Genomic DNA, 23967 nt, shown 5'->3' with positions numbered 1-23967 from the left:
ATCGTGTCACCACATGCTACCCGGAGTTCCACGCCAGGACAGGCATGCGTTGCGGCAAAGGCCAAGCCGGGCTGGAGGTTCCAGGAGATCGCTGTCCGGCCCGGGGTCGCGGCCATCGTCACTCGCCAACAGCGTCCGCCTACATCTCGCCGCACTTGCCGGGCGCCGGCTGACACTCGGTGCTGCCATCCGGCCACGAAGCCGAATAGTCTCAGCACGCTACTTGCCATCCAACCGCCGTCAGCAGCGCTTCAAGACCGCGAACCGATTGCGACATCGCCTGGCCCCAGCGCCAACGTCTACACGAACAAGACGCGTTGGCGGCGCTGTGCGCGCGATGCAGAACTTGTGCGCTACCGCCAATAAATGGCTTGTGCAGCAAAGGTATTCACTCGCCGTCTGATGCCCGGGTTCACGAAGGTTGTTGGTTGATCGGCTGATCGTCACATAGGGGCCGCCTAGACTGGGCCGTCAGCGGTTCATGTTGCCGGACTGCGCATTTCAGGCGCAGGGTTATGTTCGTCGGGGAAGATTGGCCGTCATTCGCGGATCGACGTCCAGTCTGGTCCGATCGTATGCGACTTCGACCAGGGTGCAACTTCTGCACATCGCTGTAAGACGGTCCTGAAAGGAATGCCGTGACTACCCGCAACTTCGGTGGGCTCGTACCGCACCTGAACAATGCATCCATGGGGCTGGCGCCGCAACTCGGCCAGCCATTTCGCCTTCCTGTTCCCCTGCCTGATCCCCCGATGAACCCATCGCTACCGCACACCAATGCCACGTGGGACACCCCGCCGACTGTTACGACTACCGTGAATCTCGGCAAGTTGGACCAGTATGGTTCGCAGATGAAGGGATGGGCAGAGGCGGCGGTCAAGTACGGAAACGAGGCGCACGTCGATCCGGATTTGGTGCTCGCCATGGCGCTGCAGGAGGGCGCGCCGCTTCGCACCGGCTACCGGGGTGCGCGTGGCACAGACCGAAATCTCCTGGTAGCCCTGAACAATCCGTCGACCTATCCAGCCGGTCTGGCCCCGTACGGCGAGGAAGCGGGGGAAGCCTACGACAGGGCGCGCCTGGCGGCCGCGCTGCTCGGCGTTACCAAACATGATGACGACTCGGGGAACTCGATCGGACTGACTAACATGAAAGTAGGTCCGTTCAAGGAGGTCATCAACAAGTATCCCGACGAATTCCCGCAAGGGGAACGTGCACTAGGGGATTTGATCGGCAATGATGATCTGGCAATGAAAGTGACCGCCTACAACCTGAAGATGCTCTACGAGGGTGCAGCAACCCAAGCCACCTCGGGGGTCCGCGCGACGCCGCTGGATCAGTTCCTGGGATCCGGCTACAACGCCGGTGGAAAGTTGGAACGTTCACAGGATGTGGCCTCGGGACACGGTCACTTTTCGGGAGAAAATGACAACACGGGGGAAACGGAGCACGGCCGTAGCACGCTGGGCGTTGTCCAGGTCGCAGATCAGATCCTGTACGGCAGTGGAGCGTATAAGTGAGGATTCGTGAGAGTCGATGGTTTCGGTGGGGGATTGCTCTCCTGGCGCTGTTGATAGTTATCGTCGGCGCACTATCGATTGCTGTGGGCCTTCTGACTTTCGGCCACCATCGTCTAGAAGATCGGCATAACCGCCCGAGTGAGGCCAGGCGGATCGCCGACGCAGCAACCGTCGCGGGGTTTGCCCGTACGGCGATTGTCGACATGGATGACGGTGACAACCCACCGTACGCAGATGCGTATTTCATCGGTCCCGACCCTAAGCCGGATCTATTGGGGGTCGTTTCAGTGCCGACGATCCAGCTGAAGGCTGCCGATTCGCCTTCAGCGGAAGACGAGCGAAGAAATCCCGATATTGATTTCGCTGTCGTGAACGGGCAACGCCCGGATGGATGCGAGGCATCTGCGTGGTTCGTTTCGAATCCAACATCATCGGCCCATGGCACCAAGCGTAACGAGTGGGTCTCCATCCTCTCAGATGAGCAACTCGCGGAGGTGCGTAACCACACTGCGGTAGTTATAGAGTTGGGAATTGACAATTGTGGATGGTAAGTCCTGTCTGCGACCGAGGGTCGATCGAAATGGCACTGCAGTAGGCAAATACGATCGATACGGTAGGTCGGTGTACTGGGATCCGCTACCGACCGCCGCCGCCTCGAAACGCTTCCGATCGCCGGTTCCGAATCAGAGATTTACGAGGACGAGTTCGGCAGTGAGGTGGTATTCCGCCAACCCCACAACGTGCGCGAGACGCAGTTGGTACTGACAGCGGCGTGTTCCGACCCCTTCTGCGCCTACGCTTGCGACGGTGAGCCGTCAGCGTAGGGCATCGGAAGATTAAGGGGCCGCGGTGATTTCGGCGGCAACGTCCTGTCGGACCTTGGCGTTCGACGTTGCCTCCTCCATGAGATTTGATTCGGCGGCGAAGCGCGTAGCCGTTGACCGAATCTGAACCTTCGCGGCACCCGAGTCAGTTCCGGAACTCGCTTGATGCCACGCCCTTCGCGAACACTGAAGGAGGCCCCGGCGACCGCGATGTACGGTCGAAATATGCCGGGACGCTCCAGTTTACGGCTGTAGTACTAGATCAGAACGAGCAATCGGTCTGCCGCCCGGCCCAGCCGCCCTTCAGGAACATAATGACGGCACAGAACACGTCTGCCGACGACGAACCCGCAGGCGCCGCAACAGGGTTTGCAGCAGGTGTGGCTGCGACCGGCGCGGCCGCCGTCATCCCCGCTTGTGCGGCCGGTGCTGCGGTCGGGGCGCGGGGCCGCGCAGACTGTGGCGCTCGGTTGCTGGGGGAAGGGTTGGGGGAAGTCCTGTGTGGGTACTGAACTCAGCATCTGTCGTTGATTCGCACTGGGGGATTTGTGCTCGAAACTGCTCGTCGAGATTCTGAAATTGCTACTACCGCTCCGACATTCGTGTTTGTGCACGGGCTGACGGGTAACAGCTTCTACTGGACTCCCGTGGTCCGTGAGCTGGCGTTGCTCGGGCACCGCAGTCTGCCGGTGGATCTGCCGGGGCACGGGCTGGATGCCTCGATACCGCTGTCCTACCAGGCGCAGGAAATTGCCACATTCGCTGCGGGACCGTCTGCGATGGCTGGAATAACGGTGCAGGACAACGTTGCCCACGTTATCGAAGTGGTGCAGAGTGTCCGCTCGCACGGTCCGGTCATTCTGGTCGGGCACAGCCTCGGGGGCATTACGATCGGTCTGGTCGGTAATGCAATACCCGAGGCAATTCACCGCATCGTCTATCTGTCCGCGTTCTGTCCGTCCACCCCGGACGCTCCCAGTGCCATGGCGCTGAGCCAGACTCCCGAAGCGGTGAAGGACGTTCCGATCCCGAACCCGGATCACTCGCTGTTCCTGGGAATGGAACCGGTGTCCCGCGGCCTCATTCGCTTCAATCTGCGTTCGGCCGATCCCGAAGCCCTCGAGGATTTCCGGTTGACCAATATGCCCGAGGCCACTCTGGAACAGATGCTCACCGTCATCAACTTCGGCATGCAACCCGAGGACGGTGCCCAAACCAGCTTTGCCGATGCCCGGGTCGAGGCCGACACCTGGGGACGGATACCCCACAGCTACATCCGCCTCACCCGGGACAATGTGATTTCGGCGGCCCTGACCACAAAAATGATCGACGATGCCGACCGTCTCACCCCGGACAATCCCTTCGACGTGCACAGTCTGCCGGCCGGACATGTGGGTGTCGTACTCCAAGCTCGTGAACTGGCGGCCATCCTCGATGGCCTCGTGGGCTAGGGTTTGGGTACCGCGACTGGCGATACGTGGATTCACCACGAGGAAGCGCAGCACGGAGCGTCGTTCGCCTGGGCGCTCCTGATCTCGTAGCGAGATGAGGAGCGCGGCAATGGATTTGCGGTACGGGATGAATCCGCATCAGAAGGCCCGGATCACGGACGGTAGTGGTGATCATGTGCGGGTTTTGCACGGTTCGCCATCGGTGATCAACTACCTGGATGCGCTGAACGCCTGGCAACTGGTGGCCGAAGCCAGGCGTGCGACCGGCCTGACGGCGGCGGCATCGTTCAAACACGTCTCCCCGGCCGGAGCGGCCGTGGTCGGCGATCTTGATGAAACCATGCGCCGGAGTTGGGGTTTGGGCAACGGTTCTATCGGTTCGCTGACCGCCGCCTATGTGCGTGCCCGCGACGCCGATCCGCGTTCGTCGTATGGGGACATGATCGCGGTGTCCGAGCCGGTCGACCGCGAACTGGCGGAACTGCTGACCACCGTCGTCTCCGACGGCATCATCGCGCCCGGCTACGAACCCGGAGTTGTTGCCCTGCTTGGCCGCAAAAAGGGCGGGCGATACCTGGTACTCGACATCGATCCCGGCTATCAGCCACCGAAGACGGAGCTGCGCACTGTTTTCGGCATCACCTTCGAGCAGGACACCGACCGATTGCCGATCACCGCGGACCTGCTGCGCCCGGTCGAAGGCGGACCGATCAGCCCGAGCGTGGTGATCGACGCGGTGCTCGGAATGGTCACTGCCCGCTATACCCAATCCAATACCGTTGTCTACGTTCGTGGCGGCATGAGCGTCGGTATCGGTGCGGGTCAGCAGTCGCGTATCGACTGCACGCTGCTCGCCGGAACCAAGGCCCGCACCTGGTGGCTGCGGCGCCATCCCGCCATCGCCGACCTGCCCCTGCCTGACAGCACCCCGCGTCAGCAGCGGTTGAACTGGCAGATCGCTGCCGCCGCGGGCACCCTCACCCCTGCTCAATCCGGCGAGCTCAACGCACTGCTGGCCGGAGCGCACGACTTGCCAGACGATCGTGAACGGAGTTCGTGGGCACAACGATTCGAGGACATCACGCTCGTCTCCGACGGTTACCTCCCATTCCGGGACAATATCGACGCCGCCGCCGAATTCGGAGTCAGGACTGTCGTCGAGCCGGGCGGTGCGCTGCAAGCGGATACCATCGCTGAAGCGTGCCGCGAATATCGAATCACGCTGGCTCGCACCGGGGTACGGCTATTCCACCACTGATCCTCGTACCGATGAACGACGTCGTACCCGCTCGACGTAGCCACTCAGCTCAGGGTTGCTCGCCGATCTATGAGGAAGTCGTGTTCGGCTCGGTTGCGGGCCAGGTCTGCGGCGGAGTCGTAGGCGTCTGCGGCCTCGGCGGGTCGTTCCAGTCTGCGTAGGAGATCGGCCCGGATCGCGTGGAAGAGGTAGTGGTTTCGGAGATCGAGGTTGTCCACTTCGATCAACGCCGACTCCGGGCCGGATACCTCGGCCAGTGCCACCGCGCGATTGAGTGCCACGATCGGGCTGGGTGTGAGGGTCATGAGGTGGTCGTACAGATCGAGGATCTGCTGCCAGTCGGTATCGGCGGCATCGAGGGCATCGGCATGGACCGCATTGATCGCGGCTTGTATTTGATACGGCCCAGGTTGGTTGCGGCGCAGGCACTTTCGCACCAGTGCCTGCCCTTCCTCGATCAGTGCGCGATTCCACAGGCGGCGATCCTGCTCAGGAAGCGGTATGAGCAGGCCATCGGGCGTAGTGCGCGCGGTGCGACGGGATTCGGTGAGCAGCATGAGGGCCAGCAGCCCCCAGACTTCTGGCTCATCGGGCATCAACTCGGTCAGTGCGCGGCCCAGGCGAATGCCTTCAGCGCACAGGTCCGCACGGACCAGTTGATCGCCCGCGGTGGCCGTATGGCCTTCGGTGAAGATGAGGTAGACCACCGTCAGCGCGGCATCCAGCCGGGCGGGTAGCTCGGCCTGGGACGGCACTCGATACGGGATCCGCGCGTCACGAATCTTGCCCTTGGCACGCGTAATTCGCTGCGCCAAAGTTGATTCCGGCACCAGGAAGGCGCGCGCTATCTCCTCGGTCGACAGTCCGCCCAGGAGCCGGAGGGTCAGCGCCACTTGCGCATTGCGTGCGAGCGCGGGGTGGCAGCAGGTGAATATCAATCGCAGTCGGTCATCGCGCATGGCGTCCTCCTCCACCGGCTCGTCGCGGGCATGCAGCAGCGCGGCCTGGGCGTACTTGTCCTGCCGGGCCGCCTCGCGGCGCAGGCGATCCACCGCCCGATGGCGCGCCGTGGTGATGATCCAGCCGGGCGGACTCGGCGGCAGTCCGTTCTCGGGCCAGCGCTGCAGTGCGGTGGCGAAGGCGTCCTGAACCGCGTCTTCGGCCATGCCGACATCGCCGAAGACACGGATCAGGGTGGCGACGGCGCGACCGTAATGCTCGGCGAAGACTTCTGCTATCGCCTCAGCATCGGTTGTGCTGGAAGTCATTTCAGCCAGCCGGGCATATCAGCGATCCTGCACGGGCCGCACCTCGATCGGCAGCGTGACGACGCGGGCCAGCCGCCGTCCCCACTCCAGCGCCGCATCGAGATCGGCCGCCTGGATCACTGTGAACCCGCCGATCTGCTCCTTGCCCTCGGCATACGGGCCGTCGGTAATGAGCACCTCCGACCCGCTGGCCCGCAGCACGGTGGCGGTGCTTGGCGGATGCAATCCGGCCGTGAACACCCATGCCCCGGCCGCGCGCATCTCATCATTGAGCACCGCGAGATCACGCATGATCTCGTCCAGATTGTCCGGCGGATCGGTATCGACCGGCTGATAGATAGTGAGCAGGTACCGCTTCAACGCTGCTCCTCTCCGGTGGGCCGATAAGTCGCGATATTGACCCCGGCCGTGGTGGTGACACTGTCCGTCACCTGCAATTGCCCCAGCTCCACGCCATCGAACAGCCGGCGTCCGGTCCCGAGCACCAGCGGGTGGATCTGCAATAGGTACTCGTCGATCATGCCCGCGCGCATGAGCGAACGCAGCAGATCGCCACTGCCGAGTATCACCAGATCCAGCTCCGGCCGCTCGGTGCGCAGCTGCCGCACGGCACTCACCGCATCACCGGCCAGCAGCGTCGAGTTATGCCACGGCAGCGGTTCGGTGAGCGTGCGGGAGGCCACGAACTTCTCGGTCTTGTCGAGAATCTCGCTGAACGGATTGTCGGTCCGTCCCGGCCAGACCCCATAGAAGTCCTGATAGGTGCGGCGGCCGAAGAGCAATGCCCCGCTGTGCGTGGCCCAGTGCGCGGCGACTGCCCGCCCCTGCTCCGGATCGGCATACGGGATTGCCCAGCCACCGTGTGTGAATCCGTCCCGCGTGTCCTCGTCGGCCCGTCCCGGCGCCTGCATGACGCCGTCCAGGGTGACACTGACGACCGCGACGATCTTGCCCATATTCGCTCCTTCCGAGGTGCCCGGCACGCCACCGGGCTGCACCCTCTACACGAACGGGCGACCGCGAATACGACAGTGCGCCGAAAATCGGCCCGGCCACATTGCGTCCGGCCCCTCGATCAATGATTTCGATGCTGCGATCGACAGCATTGCGCGACCCGGTGCCGCGGCTGAGGGCGCTGTTACGTTCGGTCCGTCGGCCGGGTAGCCGGTACTCATCAGGGTTTGGACGGGTGCGATGACTGAGGTTGACGAGAGTCCCACACCGCGCAGGAAGACGATCAGCAATCCCTATATTCACCGATTGCAGCGTCGGCATTTTCTGCTGTTCGATGTGCTTCCTATCGTCGGCACGATCGCGGCCTTCGCCTTCCTGGCGGTGCGCCCGTTCGGTGTCGCGGAATTCGCGCTGCTGTTCGCCATGTGGCTGGTCACCGGCCTCGGCGTGACGGTCGGGTATCACCGGCTCTTCACGCATCGCACCTTCAAGGCAACGCCTCGGGTAGCAGCGCTTCTGGCGATCCTGGGATCGATGGCCGGGCAGGGCGGCGTGGTGTCGTGGGTCGCACTGCACCGGCGCCATCACGAATTCAGTGACCGGGAGGGAGATCCGCACTCTCCCAACCTTTCCGGAGGCGGCTTCACCGGAGCGGTGCGCGGGCTGGCCCATTCGCACTTCCTCTGGATGCGCCGCCACGAATACCCGAATATCGTGCACTACGCCCCCGATCTGATCAAAGATCGCAAGCTGGTGCGCGTGGCCCGGCTGTACTACTACTGGGTGGCGCTCGGGCTGCTGATTCCGACGGTCATCGGCGGGTTGGTCACCATGAGCTGGACCGGCGCCGTGAGCGGTCTGCTCTGGGGCGGCTTCGTTCGCATATTCCTGCTGGAACACATTGTGTGGGCGATCAATTCACTCCTGCACATGTTCGGCACCCGCCCGTACGAGTCCCGGGAGAACAGCCACAACGGCGGCGTCTTCGCCCTCGTGACGCTGGGGGAGTCGTGGCACAACAATCACCACGCCTTCCCGGATTCACCCTCGTTCGGCCTGGACTGGTACCGGCTCGACCCCGGCTACTGGCTCATCAGAACGCTCGCCGCGGCCGGTCTCGCCTGGGATCTGAAGGTGCCGACCACGGCGCGCATGTCCGCCAAACGTGTTGCCTGATAACGCACTTGCCTAGAACGTTACGCCCGAGAGAGGCGCACAGTGGATACGAGTAAAGAAGCGATCGTCGGCTGGTGCCAGGAGTACCTGGCGAATCTGCTGGAGGTACCCGCGGCCTCGATCGACCCGGCCACCGACTTCGATCGTCTCGGTGTCGATTCGGCCCTCGCCGTGGCCCTGCTGATCGAGGTCGAGGAGCGCTACGGCGTCGACCTGTCGCCGGAGGACCTGTACGAGAACCCGACCCTCGATGCGGTCGCCGACTACCTGCACGAGCAGACCTCGAGAAACGTGGCCTGAGCATGGTCACGATCGATGCCGGGCGAACCGATGCCGCGGCCGCCGCGATCCGCCACCACTACGATATCGGCAACGAATTCTATCGGCTCTGGCTGGACCGGTCGCTGAGCTACTCGTGCGCATTGCGCGAAACAGCTGACGACACACTGGAACTCGCGCAGGAGCACAAGCTGCGCCATCACCTGAATGCGATCGATGCCGACAAGGCCCGCTCGGTGCTCGATATCGGCTGCGGGTGGGGCGCGGTGCTGGAGCGGCTCTCCGGGCGGCACGGGGTGGCCAGATCGGTCGGCCTCACCCTCAGCGACGAACAGGCGGAATATGTTCGGGCGCAGGAGTACTCCGGCGTCGAGGTGCGGGTCGAGGACTGGCTGCACTATCGGCCCGAGGAGAAGTTCGACGGAATCATCTCCATCGGCGCCTTCGAGCACTTCGCCAGGCCCGATGACTCCGCCGAGGAAAAGGTCCGCGTCTACCGGGAGTTCTTCACCCGCTGCCGGGAGTGGCTGACCCCCGACGGCGCACTCTCGCTGCAAACTATCGCCTACGCGAATATGAATGCCGCACAGGCGAATACCTTCATGAAGCAGGAGATCTTCCCCGACGCCGAACTGCCGACCCTGGGTGAGATCACGGCCGCGGCGGACGGACTGTTCGAAGTCTGCGCGATCAGCAACGGCCGCCTGGACTATGCCTGGACCTGCGCGGAATGGGCGCGCCGGTTGAAGGCTGAGCGTCCGGCGGCCACCGAACTTGTCGGCGCCGAGGCGGTAGCCCGCTACGAGCGCTATCTCAAGTTGTCCGCCATGGGTTTTCGGATGGGCAAGATCACCCTGTACCGGCTGGTGCTGCGCCCGTATCGGAGCGAGTACTTCGCCGCCCGGGGAGATCGGGTCGCATGACGGTCGCGGCCTCCGATCCGGCCCGGCCGCGCGTCCGGTTCAATCCGTTCAGCGCCGAATTCCGCCGCGACCCCTACCCGATGTATCGGGAGCTGCGCGCGCACAAGCCGGTGCACAAGACGCTCGGCATGTGGGTGCTGACCCGGCACGCCGATGTGAAGACGGTGCTGCTCGACCGCACCTTCAGCGCCGGGCTGATCCCGCAGCTGGTCAGCGAGCAGGCCGAACGGCTCGGCCAGGGCGATGTGGCGCGTATCGAGCGGCTGGGCCGAAAGTCGCTGGTATTCACCGACAATCCGGATCACGCGCGTCTGCGCGGGCTGGTGAATCGGGTGTTCACAGCGGCGGCGGTGGCCGAGCTGCGGCCGGTGGCGACCGATATCGCAGGCAAGCTGATGACTTCGGCCCGCGCCGCCGGTGGCATGGACGTGATCGCTGATTTTGCTGGCCCGCTTCCCGTTTCGGTGCTGTGCGAATGGATGGCGCTGCCCGAGGAGCTGCGTGAGCGAGTAGGGCCGTGGACACACGACATTCGATTCCTGCTGGAGCCGGGATTGATGAAGGCCGCCGATTTCGCACGGGTGCGTGAGGTGGTCGAGGAGTTCGCGGCCGCACTGGACGAGGTGCTGGTGCAGCGCCGTAGGCATCCCGGCTCCGACCTGATCAGCCGGCTGCTCGCCGCGCGCACCGCCGGCGGTGACGTATTGAGCGACGAGGAACTGGTTTTCGTCTGCCTCATGTGTTTTGTCGCGGGCAATGAGACCACAAAATCCTTGATCGGCAATGGGACTCTGGCACTGCTGCGGCATCCAGCGCAGGCAGCGCGGCTCCGGAGTGCACCCGGAGCGGCGAAAGCCGTTGTAATGGAAGCACTTCGCTACGACAGTCCGCTGCAACTGACCAAACGCCTCGCTACCCGGGACGTCGAGATCGGCGACCGGATCATCCGCACGGGCGACCAGGTGCTGGTGTGCCTGGGCGCAGCCAATCGCGATCCCGAAATCTTCGAGCGGCCGGACGAATTCGACCTCACCCGCGATTCCTCCGATCACCTCGCCTTCGGCCACGGTATGCACGGCTGCCTCGGCGGCCAGCTGGCCGAACTGGTGGCCGAGGTCGCCTTCGCACACCTGGGCACTGTCGAATTCGAGCCGCTTGCCGATGAATTCGACTGGCAGGAACACAGTTTCATCGTCCGCGGCCTGAAGAACCTGCCCGTGGCGATCCGGGACGTGGCATGACCCATACCGAGCCGGGCACCCGAAACTGGCTGCGCTACAACTCCGATACCGCAGCCGTGCGATTGATCTGCCTGCCGCACGCCGGTGCGGGGGCATCGTCGTTCAATCGATGGCTGGAGTTGTTCCCGGCGGAGATCGCACCGATCCGGGTGCAATTGCCGGGCCGGGAGGACGCGGCACGCGAACCGGCCCTGCGCCGGGTGCCCGAGGCTGTCGCCGGATTGCTGGACCAGCTGACCGTTTTCGAGCAGTCTCCGCTGGCCGTCTACGGCCACAGCATGGGCGCGCTGGTCGCCTACGAACTGGCCCGGGCACTGGCCGCCGCCGGAACACCGGTTGTGCATTTGTTCGTCTCCGGCCGCCGCGCACCGCAATTGAGTGCGAGCCGCCCGCCGATCCACGACCTGCCGGAAGCCGAGTTCGCCGCCGCCCTCGCGGCAATGAACGCCTGGGGCGAGGCCGGTCGCAGCTCGGCCTTCCTGCGCTACGCCCTGCCCCTCACCCGGGCAGATCTCGAACTGTCCGAGGAATACAGCCACCACGCGCGGCCACGACTGACCTGCCCGATCACCGTCTTCCACGGCACCGAGGACCCGATGCTCGATATCGCCGAGGCCGTCGCCTGGCAACAGCTGACCGACGGCCCGTTCGCGCTCCACGAATTCCCGGGCGACCACCTCTTCCATCATCGGCATCGCGCCGCCCTCGCGGCGCGCATGGCCGAGGCCGTGCAGTAAGGAACCGAGATGCCGCAGCCCACACTGCTTCCCGACATCCTGCGCGAGCGCGCCGCCACCGAGCCGGACCGCACGGCCTACATCCTCCTCGACGACACGGGGGAGGAGACCGCCACACTGACCTACGGCGGACTGCACACCGCCGCGCTGGGCGTGGCGCAGGAGCTCGCCTCACGGTGTGCACCGGGTGATCGCGCACTGCTGGTCTTTCCGCAGTGTCTCGAATTCATCGTCGCGTATTTCGGCTGTCTCTATGCGGGCGTCATCGCGGTGCCACTGAATCCGCCGCGCCGCAATCGGATTCAGGATGCCACCCGGTCGGTCGTGCAGGACTGCGAGCCGACCGCAGTGCTGAGTCTGAAGCTGTTCGTGGCGCCACTGCGGGCCGCGTTGGAGCCGCTGTGCGCGGCCACCCACTGGCTTGCGGTCGACCGGATGCCCAAGGCGGCAACGGAATTCGAGCCGATCGCGGCCACCCCGGACGATGTGGCATTCCTGCAGTACACCTCCGGTTCGACCGCATCGCCCAAGGGCGTCATGGTCACGCACGGCAATCTGGTGGCCAATGAGGAGATGATCCGGCAGGGCTTCGGCCACGATCGCGATTCCACCGTGGTCGGCTGGGCGCCGTTCTTCCACGATCAGGGCCTGATCGGCAATGTGCTGCAACCCCTGTACGTCGGGGCCACCAGCATTGTGATGTCGCCGGCCACCTTCATCCGCCGCCCGCTGCTGTGGCTGACCACCATCTCCCGGTATCGCGCGCACACCAGCGGCGGCCCGAACTTCGCCTTCGAGGCCTGTGTCGGACGCGCCGCCGCAGCACCGATCCCGGAACTGGACCTGAGCAGCTGGAAGGTCGCATTCAACGGCGCGGAGCCGATCCGGCCGGACACGCTGCGGCGATTCGAGGAAACCTTTGCGCCGCACGGATTCAGCACCGGCGCGTGGTACCCGTGCTACGGGTTGGCCGAGGCGACATTGCTCGTCAGTGGCAGCACACCGGGCCGCGGTCGCCGACTGCTCGAGGTGGATGTCGAGGCGCTGGGTGACCGTCGGTACGTCGGCGCCACCGGGGCACGGACCAAGACGCTGGTCGGATCGGGACACGTGCTGCCAGGCGAAGAGGTGCGCATTATCGACTCCGAGACCGGCGAGCCGTGTCCGCCCGATCGGATAGGTGAGATCTGGGTCGCGGGAGGCCATGTCGCGCAGGGGTACTGGCAGAACGAGACGGCCACCGAGCGGACCTTTCGCGCCGCCGGAAAGTACTTGCGCACCGGTGATCTCGGCCTGCTGCTGGACGGTGAGCTGTACGTGGTCGGCAGATCCAAGGATCTTGTCATCATTCGCGGCCGCAATTACTACCCCCAGGACATCGAGCAGACCGTGCAGGCCGCCCATCCGGCGCTGCGGGCCGGCGCGGGCGCCGCATTCTCGATCTCCGGGCCGGAGGGCGAAAAGCTGGTGGTGATCCAGGAGATCCGCCGCACCGCCGCCGCCGATCCCGGCGATATCGCCGCCGAGATCAAGGCCGCCGTACTGCGTGAACACGAACTCGCACTCGCCGATGTGGTGCTGACCGCGCCGGACGAGGTGCAGCGCACCAGCAGCGGCAAGATCATGCGATCCGCCGCCCGAAATCGCTATCTGGCCAAGGAATTCGAGCTGTGGACCCCGCAGATCGAAGCACTCATCGACACACCGAGGAGCTGAGCATGTCGAACTGGCAGGCACCGAATCCGCATTTCGCGCAGGCAGTGGAGGGCGCTGTGCTCAGCATGCCCGCGGCGCAGCATCTCGGTTTCGAGTTCGGCCGCGTGGTCCCCGGCGAGGTCGAGATCGTGCAGCCGTTCCGGGTGGAACTCACCCAGCACAATGGCTATTTCCAGGGTGGCGTGCTCGGCTCGCTCGCCGACTTCGCCGCGGGATCGGCCGCAGGCACCCTGCTGCAGCCGGGCTGGGTGAATATGACCATCGATTACACGGTGAAGATCCTCGCCCCCGCCAAGGGCAAGCAGATCCTGGCCCGTGGCCGCGTCCTCAAGCCGGGCGCACTCATCACCTCCGCCGCCGCGGACGTCTACTCGGTCGAGGACGAGGTCGAAATCCTCTGCGCCACAGCACTGGTCACCATGCGCAATGTAAAGCTGGGGTAGCCGTGAGCGCCGCGCCCTTCGCCTTCGATCTCTTCGCGCCCGGTTTCGCGGAGGACCCCTATCCGGACTATGCCCGGCTGCGCGCCGAGGCCCCGGTGTACGAGCATCCACTCGGCTTCTGGATCCTGTCCAAGCATGCGGATGTGGCTGCACTACAACGTTCTTCGCATTCGGTCGACGAGGCCAACCTGACCCGGCTGCCCGCCTGGAAGAGCGACAGCGCCGAGCTCGGCAAGGCGAACCGGATCATGCGCGGGCAGTCCATCCTGGATCAGGATCCGCCCGATCACACCCGCCTGCGCCGTCTGGTCGCCAAGGCGTTCACCCGCCGCGCGGTGGCGGACCGGCAGCCGGGCATCGTGGCGTACGTGAACGCCGCGCTGGACCGTATAGCGGCGGCGGGCAGCGCCGATATCGTCACCGAACTCGCCTTCCCACTGCCCTTTGCGATCATCTCGGAAATGCTCGGCATTCCGGTGCGGGAGGACACCCGGGTGCGCGAACTGACCGCGCTCCTGGTGCTCGCACTCGAACCGCTCGCCGATCCCGAACTGCAGACGCGCATTCGGGCCGCCAGCGAGGAATTGCGCGCCATGATCGGCGAGCTGGTCCGATGGAAGCGCACCCACCCCGGCGACGATCTGCTGACCGCGCTGATCAGTGCGGAGCACGACGGTGACGCGCTGACCGAGGACGAACTGATCGCGCAGGTCATGCTGCTCTATGTGGCGGGGCACGAAACGACCGTCAACCACCTGTCGGGCGGCCTGCTCGCCCTGCTGCGCCATCCCGAACAAGCCCAGCTCCTGCGCTCCGAGCCCGCCCTGGCGGTGAACGCGGTGGACGAGCTGCTGCGCTACGACTCCCCGGTCCACCTCATGCGCCGCATCACCATCGAGCCGCTGATCGTCGGTGATATCGAAATCCCCGCCGGCAGCTGGGTGCTCGCCTGCATCGCCGCCGCCAATCGGGACGCCGGATTCTGGGGCGCGGATGCGGACGAACTCCGTATCAATCGTCCGAATGCGGCGCAGCACGGCTCCTTCGGCGCCGGCGCCCACCACTGCCTGGGTGCGGCACTGGTCCGTCTGGAGGGCAGCACCGCGTTCACCGCGTTCGTGCGGCGCTTCCCACGGGCCGTGGTCGAGGAAGTGCGGTGGAACGGCCGCATCAATGTGCGCGGGCCCGCGCAACTGATTGTCACGGTTTAACCGAGGAGCCGACCCATGCCGACCGCCCTCATCGACGGCGTCCCGATTGCTTACTCCGACACCGGGATTCCACCCGGCAACCCGGATGCCCAGACTCTTGTCTTCGGGCACGGACTGCTGTTCGGCGGCTGGATGTTCGAACCGCAGATCCAGGTGCTGCGGCACCAGTACCGCTGCATCACCCTGGACTGGCGTGGTCAGGGTGAAACACCCGCCACCACAGGCGATTACGATATGGACACCCTCACTGCGGATGCCGCTGGCCTGATCGGCCTGCTCGCAATCGCACCGGTGCACTGGGTCGGCCTGTCCATGGGCGGTTTCATCGGCCAGCGTCTGGCTGCCCGCCACCCCGAACTGCTCCGCTCGCTGATTCTGCTGGATACCAGTGCGGGCCAGGAGGATCCGGCCAAGGTCGGCGAGTACAAGCGACTCGCCATGGCCTTGCGCCTGGTCGGATTCCGGGCGATCCAGAGCCAGGTCGAACCGCACATGTTCGGCTCCGTTTTCCGTGCGGGACCGCTGAGCGGGCCGATCATTCGAGACTGGTCTGCCCGCCTGCGCCGTCACGATCGTGCGGCCATCAGCAAAGCGGTTCTCGCCGTGGCCGATCGCAAGTCCGTCGAACACGAGCTCTCGGCCATCGCTCATCCCACCCTCGTGGTGGTCGGCGCCGACGACCGTGCCACTCCACCGCTGCGCGCCCGCCAGATCGCCGACCGCATACCGGACGCCCGCCTGCACATCGTCGAAGACTGTGGCCACACAAGCACTCTCGAACAACCCGCCGCCGTCACCGCAGTGCTCGAGGAATTCCTGGCCGCCGTAGCGGCCAGGTGACCGGATCAGCCGCAGTGGGTATCTGGCGGTAGAACACCACTGACGAAGTAGTTCTCGACAGTGCGCCCCACACAGTCTCCCGTGATCGGCACACCGTGCCCGACCCCTTCGACGGTGATCAAGGCTGACCGTGAGCCGAGCGCACTGTGCATCGCCTGTGCTCCGGCATAGGCGGTGGACGGGTCGCCGGTGTTATTGACCAGCAATACCTTTGCCGGTCCGGTCGAACTGATCGCCACCGGCGGTTCGAGCGGCGGCGACCAGTATGCGCACGGCCAGATATCGACCGGGGAGCCGCCGGTGAGGGGATAGCGTCGCAGATTGTCGGTCACCGCAGCGGCGTAGTGCGCCGGATCGGCAGGCCAGGCGGTATCGCCGCAGAGCACCGCATCCTGACTGCTCACGAAATTATCCGGGAACACCCGCGCCACGGGCAGTCCGGACAGTGCAGCCGCAGGCAGGTTCCGGCTGGCCGCACCGCTGATCAATCCGGCCATCACCGGAAAGTATTGCGGCTGTTCGAGCAATGACTGCACGCCCAGTAGCAAGGCGTTACCGGTGAGGGTGTGGTCGCCGACCGTCAGCGGTGTGGTGTTCAAATCACGGCTCGCCGCGAGGGTCGCGTCACGGACCTCGTCGGCAGTGGTGCCGAGGTGATAGTCACCGTCGCGCTCGGCGGCCCACCGCGCGAACCAGGGGAAGGCTTGATCGACTGCGAGACCTTTGTTTTCGATACCGTCGCGCACCCCGCCCGGCGGGTCCACGCTATTGAGCAGCACTCGATCGGCGTGATCAGGGAACAGGCTGACGTAGACCGCGCCGACATAGGTGCCGTACGAGATTCCGGTGTACGAGATCTTCTCATCACCCAATGCGTCACGGAAACGGTCGATATCGCGCGCGATATCGGCGGTGGTGAGGTGCGGCAGCACCGTCCCGCCGTGCTGTAGGCAGGCCTCGGCAATGCGGTGCGCGCGGGCGATATCCTCGGTGATATCCCCGTTCGGCGCCGGATACGGCACACCCACCAGCGCCCGCCGATCGGATTCGTCGATACCGCACTGAATCGGCGAGCTATCGGCCATCCCGCGATAGTCCAGTCCGTACAGATCGAAGTGATCGCGGACGGCCGCCGGCAATGTGGTCAGCGCCTCGCTGGGCAGGTCCAGACCGGGTTCACCGGGCCCGCCCTGACCGATGATCAGATCCCCGAGACGCTCGCCCGGTTTGCTGGTCCGCAGGCGGGAAACGGTCAGTTGCAGCGTATCCGCGCGGGGGTGGGAATAATCCACCGGCACAGTCATTTTCGCGCACTGCTGGCCGGGGTCCACCACCACGGGCGCGGTGGTCGTGGATGGGGCGGGCGGTGGGCACGATCCCCACGTCAGCGCCGGTGCTCCGTCCCCATCGGTAGCCGAACATCCCGCCGTCACCAGCAACACACCGGTGAGTACTGCCCCCACTCGAATACCGGTACCCATCCGCATCATGTATCCCACGGTGCACCAGGTGAATACGGCCGCGGAACCACCCACGGGCCGGGGCGGCGAGTCCCATTCCCACCCGCGTTCCGCCCCGGGGTGGATGCGTCCGCGCCGCGCCGACGGTCGGGCGCTGTCCGCCGCTTCGTGGACGGAGGCTACCCTGGTAGTCAGGGACGGGGATATCCGTGCACTTCTCGGTGACGGGTGACAGCGCTGACATGCGCCGTTGATACCCTCCTCCGGGCAATACCCCGTCTAGGTATTAATCACCAACGATGTCATAGGAGATCGCGTGTGTCAGCGGATCGTCTGCCAGAGCTGCGGTAAGCCCTCCTTCCAGGGCTGCGGCGAGCATGTCGAGGAAGTACTCGGCGATGTGCCTGTCGCGCAGCGTTGTTCGTGCTCGAACCCGGTGTCGGGGTCTACCAGCCGGGGCCTGTTCAGCCGGCAGTAATTTCACCGGGGTGATCAGTTCCGTGGGTGCGGCGTGTAGACGACGGACCACGGAGCTGCCGCACCCGGCGCGGCCAGTGGCGTACGCGCCATATCCCCGGCGACCACCCGGGTGGCGATCTCGGCGAATCGAGTAGCCGCCGGATGGGTGCCGGTGCCCGGCCACACCATCGACAGGCGACGGCGCAGCGGGCGGCCCCTGAGCGGCCGCCATGCCACTCTGGGCTCGCGGCGTGCGGTCGATTCCTGATCGAGAGCTACCCCATGCCCGGCCAGCACCAGGCCGAGCAGAAATTCCGGATTCCGGGCGTGCCGAATGCCGGCCGGTACAAAACCGTGTTCACGGCAGTGCTCCAACAGCAGATCGTGCCAATCGGGTGCGGTTTCGCGGGGGAAGAGCACCAGATCGTGCCCGCTGAGGTCGGCGAGATCGACCTCGGCCGACCGAGCCAGCGGTGACGTGCGCGGCAGCACCACGCCGAGCGGTAATTCGACGCCGGAACCGCAGTGCAGGTCGGGGCGGTCGATCGGCTGATCCACCATCCCCACATCCAGGCTCGAGGTATCGAGCATTCGAAGTTGTTCCGCGGTGGTCAATTCCAGTAGATCCACTGTGAGACCGGGTATTTCGGCGTCGATTCGGCTCAGTAGCGCGTGCAGTACGGGAGCGGAGAGATCCGGCGGCACCCCGGCGCGCAGCGTGCCGAGATCGCCCGCCCGCGCCTTGCGCATGACAGTGCGCAATCGTTCCTCGGCGGCGAGCAACCGCTGCGCCTCGTCGATCAGTAGGCTGCCCGCGACGGTGAGTTCCACCCGGCGGCGCGAACGGTCGAACAGCGGCACCCCGAGCTCCCGTTCGAGCCGCTGAATCGATTGGCTCAGCGGCGGCTGTGCCATCCCGAGCAGCTCGGCGGCGCGGCCGAAATGCAGCTCCTCCGCGACAACCAGGAAGTAGTGCAGGTGCCGGGCCAAATCCACCCGGCAACGATATGGCATCCGATATGAGTCGCGCCTGCGGCTACCGTGATCGGGTGGCGACAGCGGAACGGATTCGAGAAACCTTCGCGGCGATCCCGGTCCGGGGGTGGCTGCATGCCGTCGATATCGACAGCGGCCGCGAGATCGAGGTGGACGCCGGTGACCAGGTGGTGATCGCATCGATCTTCAAGATCCTGCTGGTACTCGAGTTCTGCCGGCAGTGCGCGGCCGGACAGCTGGATCCGACCGAGCGAGTGCTGGTGCGAGCGGGCGATCGGCTGGGCGGCTGGGGTACCGCGGGTTGTCAGGACGATATCGAGATATCGCTGCGTGACCTGGCGTTCTTCGCCATGTCGGTGAGCGACAATACCGCCGCAGACCTCCTCCTGCGCCGCATCGGCGTGGAGACGCCCGCCCTGCTGGCCGCCGAACTCGGCCTGGACCGCACCCGCGTGATCGGCGGGCCGCGCGAATTGCTGGAATCCATGCTCGCGGATGTGGGCGCGGCCGACGGCGGCGAATTCGCCCGGATCTATCCGGCGCTCACCCGGGCGCAGGTGGCGACCATGCGGGTCTTCCAGCCCGACCACACCACCTCGAGCACACCGCGTGAGATCACCGGCCTGCTCGGCCAGATCTGGCGGGACGAGGCCGGTGCGGCCGCCGCCTGCGCGGCCACCAGGGATCTGCTTCGGCGGCAATTGTTCTGGACCCGCTTGGCCGCCGGTTTCCCGGACGAGGTGCAGGTGGCCTCCAAGACCGGGACGCTCCCCGGACTGCATATGGAGGCCGGGGTGGTCGAGTACCCGGACGGCGGTCGCTATGCGGTCGCGGTATTCGCCCGCACCGAGGAGCTTGGTTCGCGGCGGATCGATGTGGATCTGGCTATGAGCCGCGCTGCCCGGACGGCGGTAGATCAGCTTCGCATGCCCGCTGAAGTGCTCTGATATCGATTCGCATATCAGGTAATTCGCCTTTTGATCTTGGACAGGCCCGGGCCGCGACTGCTTTGGTCGTGCCATGAACTCTCGTATCGATCGCCGGCGCTTCTTCCGCATGGCGGCCACCGCCGGAGTCGGCGCGACCGCCGCCGGGACCGTCGGCGCGGTAACCCTGCTGCGCCGCGACGACTCGAACCGGCACGGACCGGAAAGCGGCGCTGCCACAGCGGAATTACGCTGGCTCGGCGTCTCGGGCTGGCGCATCGACATCGGCGCGGACACCCTGCTGATCGACCCCTATCTGACCCGTTTCCCGGTCGGTCTGGCCACCGGCGCATTCGACCCCGCCACCCCGCTGCGCGTCGACCCGGCCGCCATCGATCCGCACGTCGGGGCGCCGAAACACGTTTTCGTCACGCACACCCACTGGGACCATTTCAACGATGTCCCGTATATCGCGACCCGCACCGGAGCGCGCGTCCACGGCACCCTCACCACCTACAACCTGGCGACGGCCTGCGGCGTGCCGCCGGGTCAGCTGAGCACTCTGAAGGGCGGCGAGATTCTCGACTTCGGTGATTACACAATGGAAGTCGTCGGATCACTGCACAGCCGGACCGCCACCTACGGGATTCCGTTCCCCGGTGTCCGCACCGGCCGCACCGACCCGCCCGCGACGATCGCCGATCTCCCCGAAGGCGACACCCTGAACTTCCAGCTGTCACTGCGCGACGGCCCGTCGATCTTCTTCATGGGCGCAAGCGATTTCGTGGAGCGCAATGTGCGGGGCCTGAACCCCGATGTGGCGATGATCGCGGTCAATGCCGCCGATGTCACCCACGACTACATCGGCCGTCTCCTGCGGGCACTGAACCATCCCGCAACGGTGGTTCCGGTGCACTGGGACGATTTCGAATCCCCACTGCAGAACCCGCCGCCCATCGGCGACCGGGATCTGCAGCGCCGTGATGCGTTTGTCGCCGCCGTCCGCGCCGCCAGCCCCTCGAGCAAAGTGATCGTTCCGGAGTACGGGACGCCCTACCGAGTCGCCTGAGCCACCGGCGCATTCCGAAGTCCGGCGCCCGCGAGCCCCAGCAGTCGTGCGCCCAGTTCCAGCAGCGCCTTGTCGATCCCGGGCTGGGCCTGTAGATGGGGCATGACCGCGATGTCGTTCATCATGGTTTGCGCCGCCTGCACCCGGATTCGCGCGGTGACCGCATCCAGGCCCGGGTGCACCTGGATGAGCAGGTGCACCCACTCCGCGATGTAGGCGTGCTGCGTGGACCTGGCTCGATGCCGTTCGGCCTCGGGCAGGTGCATGGATTCGGAGATGAGCAGCTGGATCAGATCGGGGCTCTCGAAGGCGAATGCGCTGTAGCTGTGCAGCAGGCGCAGCATGCCGTCGCGCGGATCCGTCGCCCGCGCGAACGCGCGATTCATCTCCATCTGCAGCCACTCGTCGCCGCGGAAGACCGCGGCCATCAGGATGTCGGATTTGGCCGGGAAGTGGTTGTAGACGCTCGGCCCCGAAATGCCCACGCCGGCGCCGATTTCCTCCAGGCTCACGCCCGCGAATCCGTTCCTGGCGAAGAGCCGGGTGGCCTCGGCGAGAATGGCCTCGCGGCGGGACTGCCGGGCCAGACCGGCATGTGGGATGTGGTCGGCGGGCTCGATCGGCAGCACGATCGGCGCATCGACGACGGTCGCGATGAGCTCTTCGATCAGCGCGATGAATGCGGGCTCGGGCAGTGCAAGACTGTGGAACGAAAAGCTGTTCGCGGTCGCCAGGGCGGACCAGGCCAGCAGATCGGCCTCGGCGGGGGCGAGGCCGGGCCGGCGCTCGCTGATCAGTTCGGCGAAGCGCGCGCCGATTCGCTTGGTGGACACCCTGATCGAGGCGCGATCGTCCTTGGACAGCTGCCGGGATTCGCGCCGCACCAGCACGCCGACCCTGCGGTGCTGCAGGGTCGCGACCGCGATGGTGGCCGGCAGATCCGCGGCGGTCGCGGTGCGCAGGACCGATTCCATGGTGCCCAGCGCTTCGCCGACAACGGTGACGAGCAGATCCTGCTTCCCGCGGAAGTGCCGGTACAGCGCCGAGGGGCCGATGGACACCGCCTCCGCGACATCGCCCATGCCGACCTTGGCATAGCCGTTCTCGTAGAACAGATCCGCTGCCGCCCGCAAGATCATCTGCCGCCGATTCGCGGGCCGCGTGCCGCGAATGGGGTCACCGAGGGTTCGCTCGTTCGACCCGCTCACCGCGCCATCGCCTCCGATTCCTCGCCCGATGGCGAGCGTGTGATGTTACCTCGACCCGGATCGGCTGTGTCGTACCCGGCCGTCTTGCTGGTTCCGAGGCTGGCGCAGTGCCGCTACCTGCGCCAGCATATGACTAATTCTGATTCACATCATATCAACAAGAATGACTGGGAATGCGCTATTGCCAAGTTACATACAGAGATGTACGTTAATTCTAAATCCAGAGACCCTGCGTCGGCAGCGCGTCCGGGTACCGCAACAGGAGGTGTGCAATGGCGAACAAGGTCTATGTCGTCGGGGTCGGGATGACGAAGTTCGAGAAGCCGGGGCGGCGGAAGAACGAGGACGGCAGCGGCTGGGACTACCCGCAGATGGCCCGCGAGTCGGGTACCAAGGCACTCGCGGATGCGGGCATCGACTACCGCGAGGTGCAGGAGGCCTACGTCGGCTACGTCTACGGCGAATCGACCTCCGGGCAGCGCGCGGTGTACGAGCTGGGCATGACCGGCATCCCGGTCGCCAATGTCAACAACAACTGTTCGACCGGCTCCACCGCGCTCTACCTCGCCGCGCGGGCCATCAAGGGCGGCCTCGCGGACTGCACGCTGGCGCTCGGCTTCGAGAAGATGAATCCGGGCTCGCTCGGCACCATGTACGAGGACCGCGAGCAGCCGCTGGCCAACCATATGGAGAAGCTGGCGCAGATCTCCGAGGTGCTCTTCCCGCCCGCGCCCTGGATGTTCGGCGCGGCCGGCCGCGAGCATATGAAGGAATTCGGCACCACCGCAGAGCATTTCGCCAAGATCGGCCACAAGAACCACATGCATTCGGTGAACAATCCGTACGCGCAGTTCCAGGACGAGTACTCGCTCGACGAAATCCTCGGCTCGCGGATGATCTACGACCCGCTGACCAAGCTGCAGTGCTCGCCCACCTCGGACGGTTCCGGCGCGGCCATTCTGGCCAGCGAGGCGTTTGTCGACAAGCACGGGCTCGCCGGCCAGGCGGTGGAGATCGTCGGCCAGGCCATGACCACCGACTTCGAATCCAGCTTCGACGGCACCGCGAAGAACATCATCGGCTACGACATGAATGTGCAGGCCGCGCAGTCGGTGTACGAGCAATCCGGGCTCGGCGCACAGGATTTCCAGGTCATCGAGCTGCACGACTGCTTCTCCGCCAATGAGCTGCTGCTGTACGAAGCCCTGGGGCTGTGCGGCACGGGTGAAGCCGGGGCCCTGATCGACGCGGGGGACACCACCTACGGCGGGCGCTGGGTTGTCAACCCGTCCGGCGGGCTCATCTCGAAGGGACACCCTTTGGGCGCAACGGGTTTGGCGCAGTGCGCCGAGCTCACCTGGCAGCTGCGCGGCAACGCCGACAAGCGCCAGGTCGCAGGCGTCACCGCTGCCCTGCAGCACAACATCGGTCTCGGCGGCGCTGCCGTCGTCACGGCCTATCAGCGCGCAGAACGCTGAGCTCGCGAAGCGTCATTCGCGACTGCACTGAGAACTTCCGAAAACCTAACGAGGAGAACAGCAATGGGACACGTCGAAGCCACCAAGGATCTTGCCGCCACCCCTGCCGCCGTCTGGAGCGTCATCTCCGACCCGCAGACGTGGGACAAGTGGTTCACCATCCATGACGGCTGGCTCGAGCAGCCTCCGGTCGGTCTGTCGGTCGGCACCAAGCTGGTCGAGAAGATCGTCATGCTCGGCATGGCCAATAAGCTCGAGTGGGACGTCACCGCGTTCGACGAGGGCTCGAAGATCACGCTCGCGGGCACCGGCATGGCGGGCGTCAAGGTGGAGTTCTCCTTCATCGTCGAGCCCGCCGCGGGCGGCTCCAAGTTCTCCGTCATCGGCGATTTCGAAGGCGCGCTGATCAAGGGCGCGCTCGGCAAGGCGGTCGAGAAGGACTTCGGCAAGCAGCTGGACAAGTCCGTCGCGCAGCTGGACCAGCTCGCCGTCGGCGTAGCGGCCTGATTCGCCGGTCGAAAGGGATAGCG

23 protein-coding genes and 1 riboswitch are annotated in these 23967 nt (G+C 65.4%); of the genes, 17 read left to right on the top strand and 6 right to left on the bottom strand.

All coding sequences use genetic code 11. The features are described from left to right. Positions 1 to 638: 638 nt before the first annotated feature. The 4 genes from JWN03_RS00850 to JWN03_RS00835 all read left to right on the top strand — a co-directional run bounded on the left by JWN03_RS00850 (position 639) and on the right by JWN03_RS00835 (position 5053). Positions 639 to 1520: a hypothetical protein gene (locus JWN03_RS00850; protein WP_297608138.1), complete on the top strand. Its 882-nt coding sequence runs from the start codon at positions 639 to 641 to the stop codon at positions 1518 to 1520. Beyond that, entirely contained in the window at positions 1517 to 2071 is a 555-nt protein-coding gene (locus JWN03_RS00845; protein ID WP_297608135.1) for a hypothetical protein, read from the top strand. The genes JWN03_RS00850 and JWN03_RS00845 overlap by 4 nt, the downstream gene beginning before the upstream one ends. Before the next feature lie 821 nt (positions 2072 to 2892). Further along, positions 2893 to 3795 (top strand): alpha/beta fold hydrolase, encoded by a 903-nt coding sequence (locus JWN03_RS00840; RefSeq protein ID WP_366914354.1) that lies wholly within the window; start codon positions 2893 to 2895, stop codon positions 3793 to 3795. Between the two features lie 2 nt (positions 3796 to 3797). Next, positions 3798 to 3876: riboswitch (ZMP/ZTP riboswitch) on the top strand. A 28-nt stretch (positions 3877 to 3904) separates the two neighbouring features. Further along, the gene (locus JWN03_RS00835; RefSeq protein ID WP_297608130.1) at positions 3905 to 5053 is read left to right on the top strand and encodes a phosphoribosylaminoimidazolecarboxamide formyltransferase; all 1149 of its coding nucleotides are present in this window, start codon (positions 3905 to 3907) and stop codon (positions 5051 to 5053) included. Between the two features lie 44 nt (positions 5054 to 5097). On the opposite strand, the gene JWN03_RS00830 is transcribed toward JWN03_RS00835, so the two are convergent. The 3 genes from JWN03_RS00830 to JWN03_RS00820 are packed head-to-tail and all read right to left on the bottom strand — an operon-like array spanning position 5098 to position 7277. Beyond that, positions 5098 to 6321, bottom strand: coding sequence for an RNA polymerase sigma factor (locus JWN03_RS00830; RefSeq protein WP_297608127.1), 1224 nt, complete (start codon positions 6319 to 6321; stop codon positions 5098 to 5100). Positions 6322 to 6339: 18 nt separating this feature from the next. Then, complete coding sequence (locus JWN03_RS00825) at positions 6340 to 6681, bottom strand: YciI family protein (RefSeq protein ID WP_297608124.1); 342 nt, start codon at positions 6679 to 6681, stop codon at positions 6340 to 6342. Beyond that, complete coding sequence (locus JWN03_RS00820) at positions 6678 to 7277, bottom strand: dihydrofolate reductase family protein (RefSeq protein WP_297608122.1); 600 nt, start codon at positions 7275 to 7277, stop codon at positions 6678 to 6680. Before JWN03_RS00820 ends, JWN03_RS00825 begins: the two co-directional genes overlap by 4 nt. A 238-nt stretch (positions 7278 to 7515) precedes the next feature. On the opposite strand from JWN03_RS00820, the gene JWN03_RS00815 reads away from it, so the two are divergent. The 9 genes from JWN03_RS00815 to JWN03_RS00775 are packed head-to-tail and all read left to right on the top strand — an operon-like array spanning position 7516 to position 15841. Beyond that, positions 7516 to 8451 carry an acyl-CoA desaturase gene (locus JWN03_RS00815; RefSeq protein WP_297608120.1) on the top strand — a complete coding sequence of 312 codons (936 nt, stop codon included), beginning with the start codon at positions 7516 to 7518 and terminating at the stop codon, positions 8449 to 8451. Between the two features lie 42 nt (positions 8452 to 8493). Beyond that, a complete protein-coding gene (locus tag JWN03_RS00810; RefSeq protein WP_297608117.1) occupies positions 8494 to 8751 on the top strand; it encodes an acyl carrier protein in 258 nt (85 codons plus the stop codon). 2 nt (positions 8752 to 8753) lie between these two features. Next, positions 8754 to 9653 carry an SAM-dependent methyltransferase gene (locus JWN03_RS00805; protein WP_297608114.1) on the top strand — a complete coding sequence of 300 codons (900 nt, stop codon included), beginning with the start codon at positions 8754 to 8756 and terminating at the stop codon, positions 9651 to 9653. Further along, positions 9650 to 10894, top strand: a complete 1245-nt coding sequence (locus JWN03_RS00800) for a cytochrome P450 (RefSeq protein WP_297608111.1) — start codon at positions 9650 to 9652, stop codon at positions 10892 to 10894. The genes JWN03_RS00805 and JWN03_RS00800 overlap by 4 nt, the downstream gene beginning before the upstream one ends. Further along, entirely contained in the window at positions 10891 to 11631 is a 741-nt protein-coding gene (locus tag JWN03_RS00795; protein ID WP_297608108.1) for a thioesterase II family protein, read from the top strand. Before JWN03_RS00800 ends, JWN03_RS00795 begins: the two co-directional genes overlap by 4 nt. Positions 11632 to 11640: 9 nt before the next feature. After that, positions 11641 to 13347: a fatty acyl-AMP ligase gene (locus JWN03_RS00790; protein ID WP_297608105.1), complete on the top strand. Its 1707-nt coding sequence runs from the start codon at positions 11641 to 11643 to the stop codon at positions 13345 to 13347. A gap of 2 nt (positions 13348 to 13349) precedes the next feature. After that, positions 13350 to 13790 (top strand): PaaI family thioesterase, encoded by a 441-nt coding sequence (locus tag JWN03_RS00785; RefSeq protein ID WP_297608102.1) that lies wholly within the window; start codon positions 13350 to 13352, stop codon positions 13788 to 13790. Positions 13791 to 13792: 2 nt separating this feature from the next. Next, positions 13793 to 15001 carry a cytochrome P450 gene (locus JWN03_RS00780; protein WP_297608099.1) on the top strand — a complete coding sequence of 403 codons (1209 nt, stop codon included), beginning with the start codon at positions 13793 to 13795 and terminating at the stop codon, positions 14999 to 15001. Positions 15002 to 15016: 15 nt separating this feature from the next. Beyond that, the gene (locus JWN03_RS00775; protein WP_297608096.1) at positions 15017 to 15841 is read left to right on the top strand and encodes an alpha/beta fold hydrolase; all 825 of its coding nucleotides are present in this window, start codon (positions 15017 to 15019) and stop codon (positions 15839 to 15841) included. A 5-nt stretch (positions 15842 to 15846) separates the two neighbouring features. On the opposite strand, the gene JWN03_RS00770 is transcribed toward JWN03_RS00775, so the two are convergent. After that, positions 15847 to 17331, bottom strand: a complete 1485-nt coding sequence (locus JWN03_RS00770) for an alpha/beta hydrolase (RefSeq protein WP_297608093.1) — start codon at positions 17329 to 17331, stop codon at positions 15847 to 15849. A 462-nt stretch (positions 17332 to 17793) separates the two neighbouring features. Beyond that, the gene (locus JWN03_RS00765; protein WP_297608089.1) at positions 17794 to 18756 is read right to left on the bottom strand and encodes a LysR family transcriptional regulator; all 963 of its coding nucleotides are present in this window, start codon (positions 18754 to 18756) and stop codon (positions 17794 to 17796) included. A 53-nt stretch (positions 18757 to 18809) separates the two neighbouring features. On the opposite strand from JWN03_RS00765, the gene JWN03_RS00760 reads away from it, so the two are divergent. Together JWN03_RS00760 and JWN03_RS00755 are read left to right on the top strand one after the other, a co-directional pair. Beyond that, entirely contained in the window at positions 18810 to 19703 is an 894-nt protein-coding gene (locus JWN03_RS00760) for a serine hydrolase (protein ID WP_297608086.1), read from the top strand. 73 nt (positions 19704 to 19776) lie between these two features. Beyond that, complete coding sequence (locus tag JWN03_RS00755; RefSeq protein ID WP_297608083.1) at positions 19777 to 20751, top strand: MBL fold metallo-hydrolase; 975 nt, start codon at positions 19777 to 19779, stop codon at positions 20749 to 20751. Here JWN03_RS00755 and JWN03_RS00750 read toward each other — a convergent pair. Then, a complete protein-coding gene (locus JWN03_RS00750; protein ID WP_297608080.1) occupies positions 20736 to 21959 on the bottom strand; it encodes a TetR/AcrR family transcriptional regulator in 1224 nt (407 codons plus the stop codon). The two genes, JWN03_RS00755 and JWN03_RS00750, sit on opposite strands and share 16 nt — an antisense overlap. A 272-nt stretch (positions 21960 to 22231) precedes the next feature. On the opposite strand from JWN03_RS00750, the gene JWN03_RS00745 reads away from it, so the two are divergent. Together JWN03_RS00745 and JWN03_RS00740 are read left to right on the top strand one after the other, a co-directional pair. Then, positions 22232 to 23437, top strand: a complete 1206-nt coding sequence (locus JWN03_RS00745) for a lipid-transfer protein (protein ID WP_297608077.1) — start codon at positions 22232 to 22234, stop codon at positions 23435 to 23437. A 63-nt stretch (positions 23438 to 23500) separates the two neighbouring features. Next, positions 23501 to 23944, top strand: coding sequence for a type II toxin-antitoxin system Rv0910 family toxin (locus JWN03_RS00740; protein WP_297608074.1), 444 nt, complete (start codon positions 23501 to 23503; stop codon positions 23942 to 23944). Positions 23945 to 23967: the final 23 nt, after the last annotated feature.

It is taken from the genome of Nocardia sp. (assembly GCF_025465275.1).
GTDB lineage: Bacteria > Actinomycetota > Actinomycetes > Mycobacteriales > Mycobacteriaceae > Nocardia.
The sequence above is the reverse complement of the archived record's forward strand: the minus strand, read 5'-3'. Positions and strand labels throughout refer to the sequence as shown.

Coding starts and splice junctions, on each gene's coding strand:
- JWN03_RS00835 (WP_297608130.1), top strand. CDS start 3,905: ATGGATTTGCGGTACGGGATGAATCCGCATCAGAAGGCCCGGATCACG.
- JWN03_RS00830 (WP_297608127.1), bottom strand. CDS start 6,321: ATGACTTCCAGCACAACCGATGCTGAGGCGATAGCAGAAGTCTTCGCC.
- JWN03_RS00820 (WP_297608122.1), bottom strand. CDS start 7,277: ATGGGCAAGATCGTCGCGGTCGTCAGTGTCACCCTGGACGGCGTCATG.
- JWN03_RS00815 (WP_297608120.1), top strand. CDS start 7,516: ATGACTGAGGTTGACGAGAGTCCCACACCGCGCAGGAAGACGATCAGC.
- JWN03_RS00805 (WP_297608114.1), top strand. CDS start 8,754: ATGGTCACGATCGATGCCGGGCGAACCGATGCCGCGGCCGCCGCGATC.
- JWN03_RS00800 (WP_297608111.1), top strand. CDS start 9,650: ATGACGGTCGCGGCCTCCGATCCGGCCCGGCCGCGCGTCCGGTTCAAT.
- JWN03_RS00795 (WP_297608108.1), top strand. CDS start 10,891: ATGACCCATACCGAGCCGGGCACCCGAAACTGGCTGCGCTACAACTCC.
- JWN03_RS00790 (WP_297608105.1), top strand. CDS start 11,641: ATGCCGCAGCCCACACTGCTTCCCGACATCCTGCGCGAGCGCGCCGCC.
- JWN03_RS00785 (WP_297608102.1), top strand. CDS start 13,350: ATGTCGAACTGGCAGGCACCGAATCCGCATTTCGCGCAGGCAGTGGAG.
- JWN03_RS00775 (WP_297608096.1), top strand. CDS start 15,017: ATGCCGACCGCCCTCATCGACGGCGTCCCGATTGCTTACTCCGACACC.
- JWN03_RS00770 (WP_297608093.1), bottom strand. CDS start 17,331: ATGATGCGGATGGGTACCGGTATTCGAGTGGGGGCAGTACTCACCGGT.
- JWN03_RS00755 (WP_297608083.1), top strand. CDS start 19,777: ATGAACTCTCGTATCGATCGCCGGCGCTTCTTCCGCATGGCGGCCACC.
- JWN03_RS00745 (WP_297608077.1), top strand. CDS start 22,232: ATGGCGAACAAGGTCTATGTCGTCGGGGTCGGGATGACGAAGTTCGAG.
- JWN03_RS00740 (WP_297608074.1), top strand. CDS start 23,501: ATGGGACACGTCGAAGCCACCAAGGATCTTGCCGCCACCCCTGCCGCC.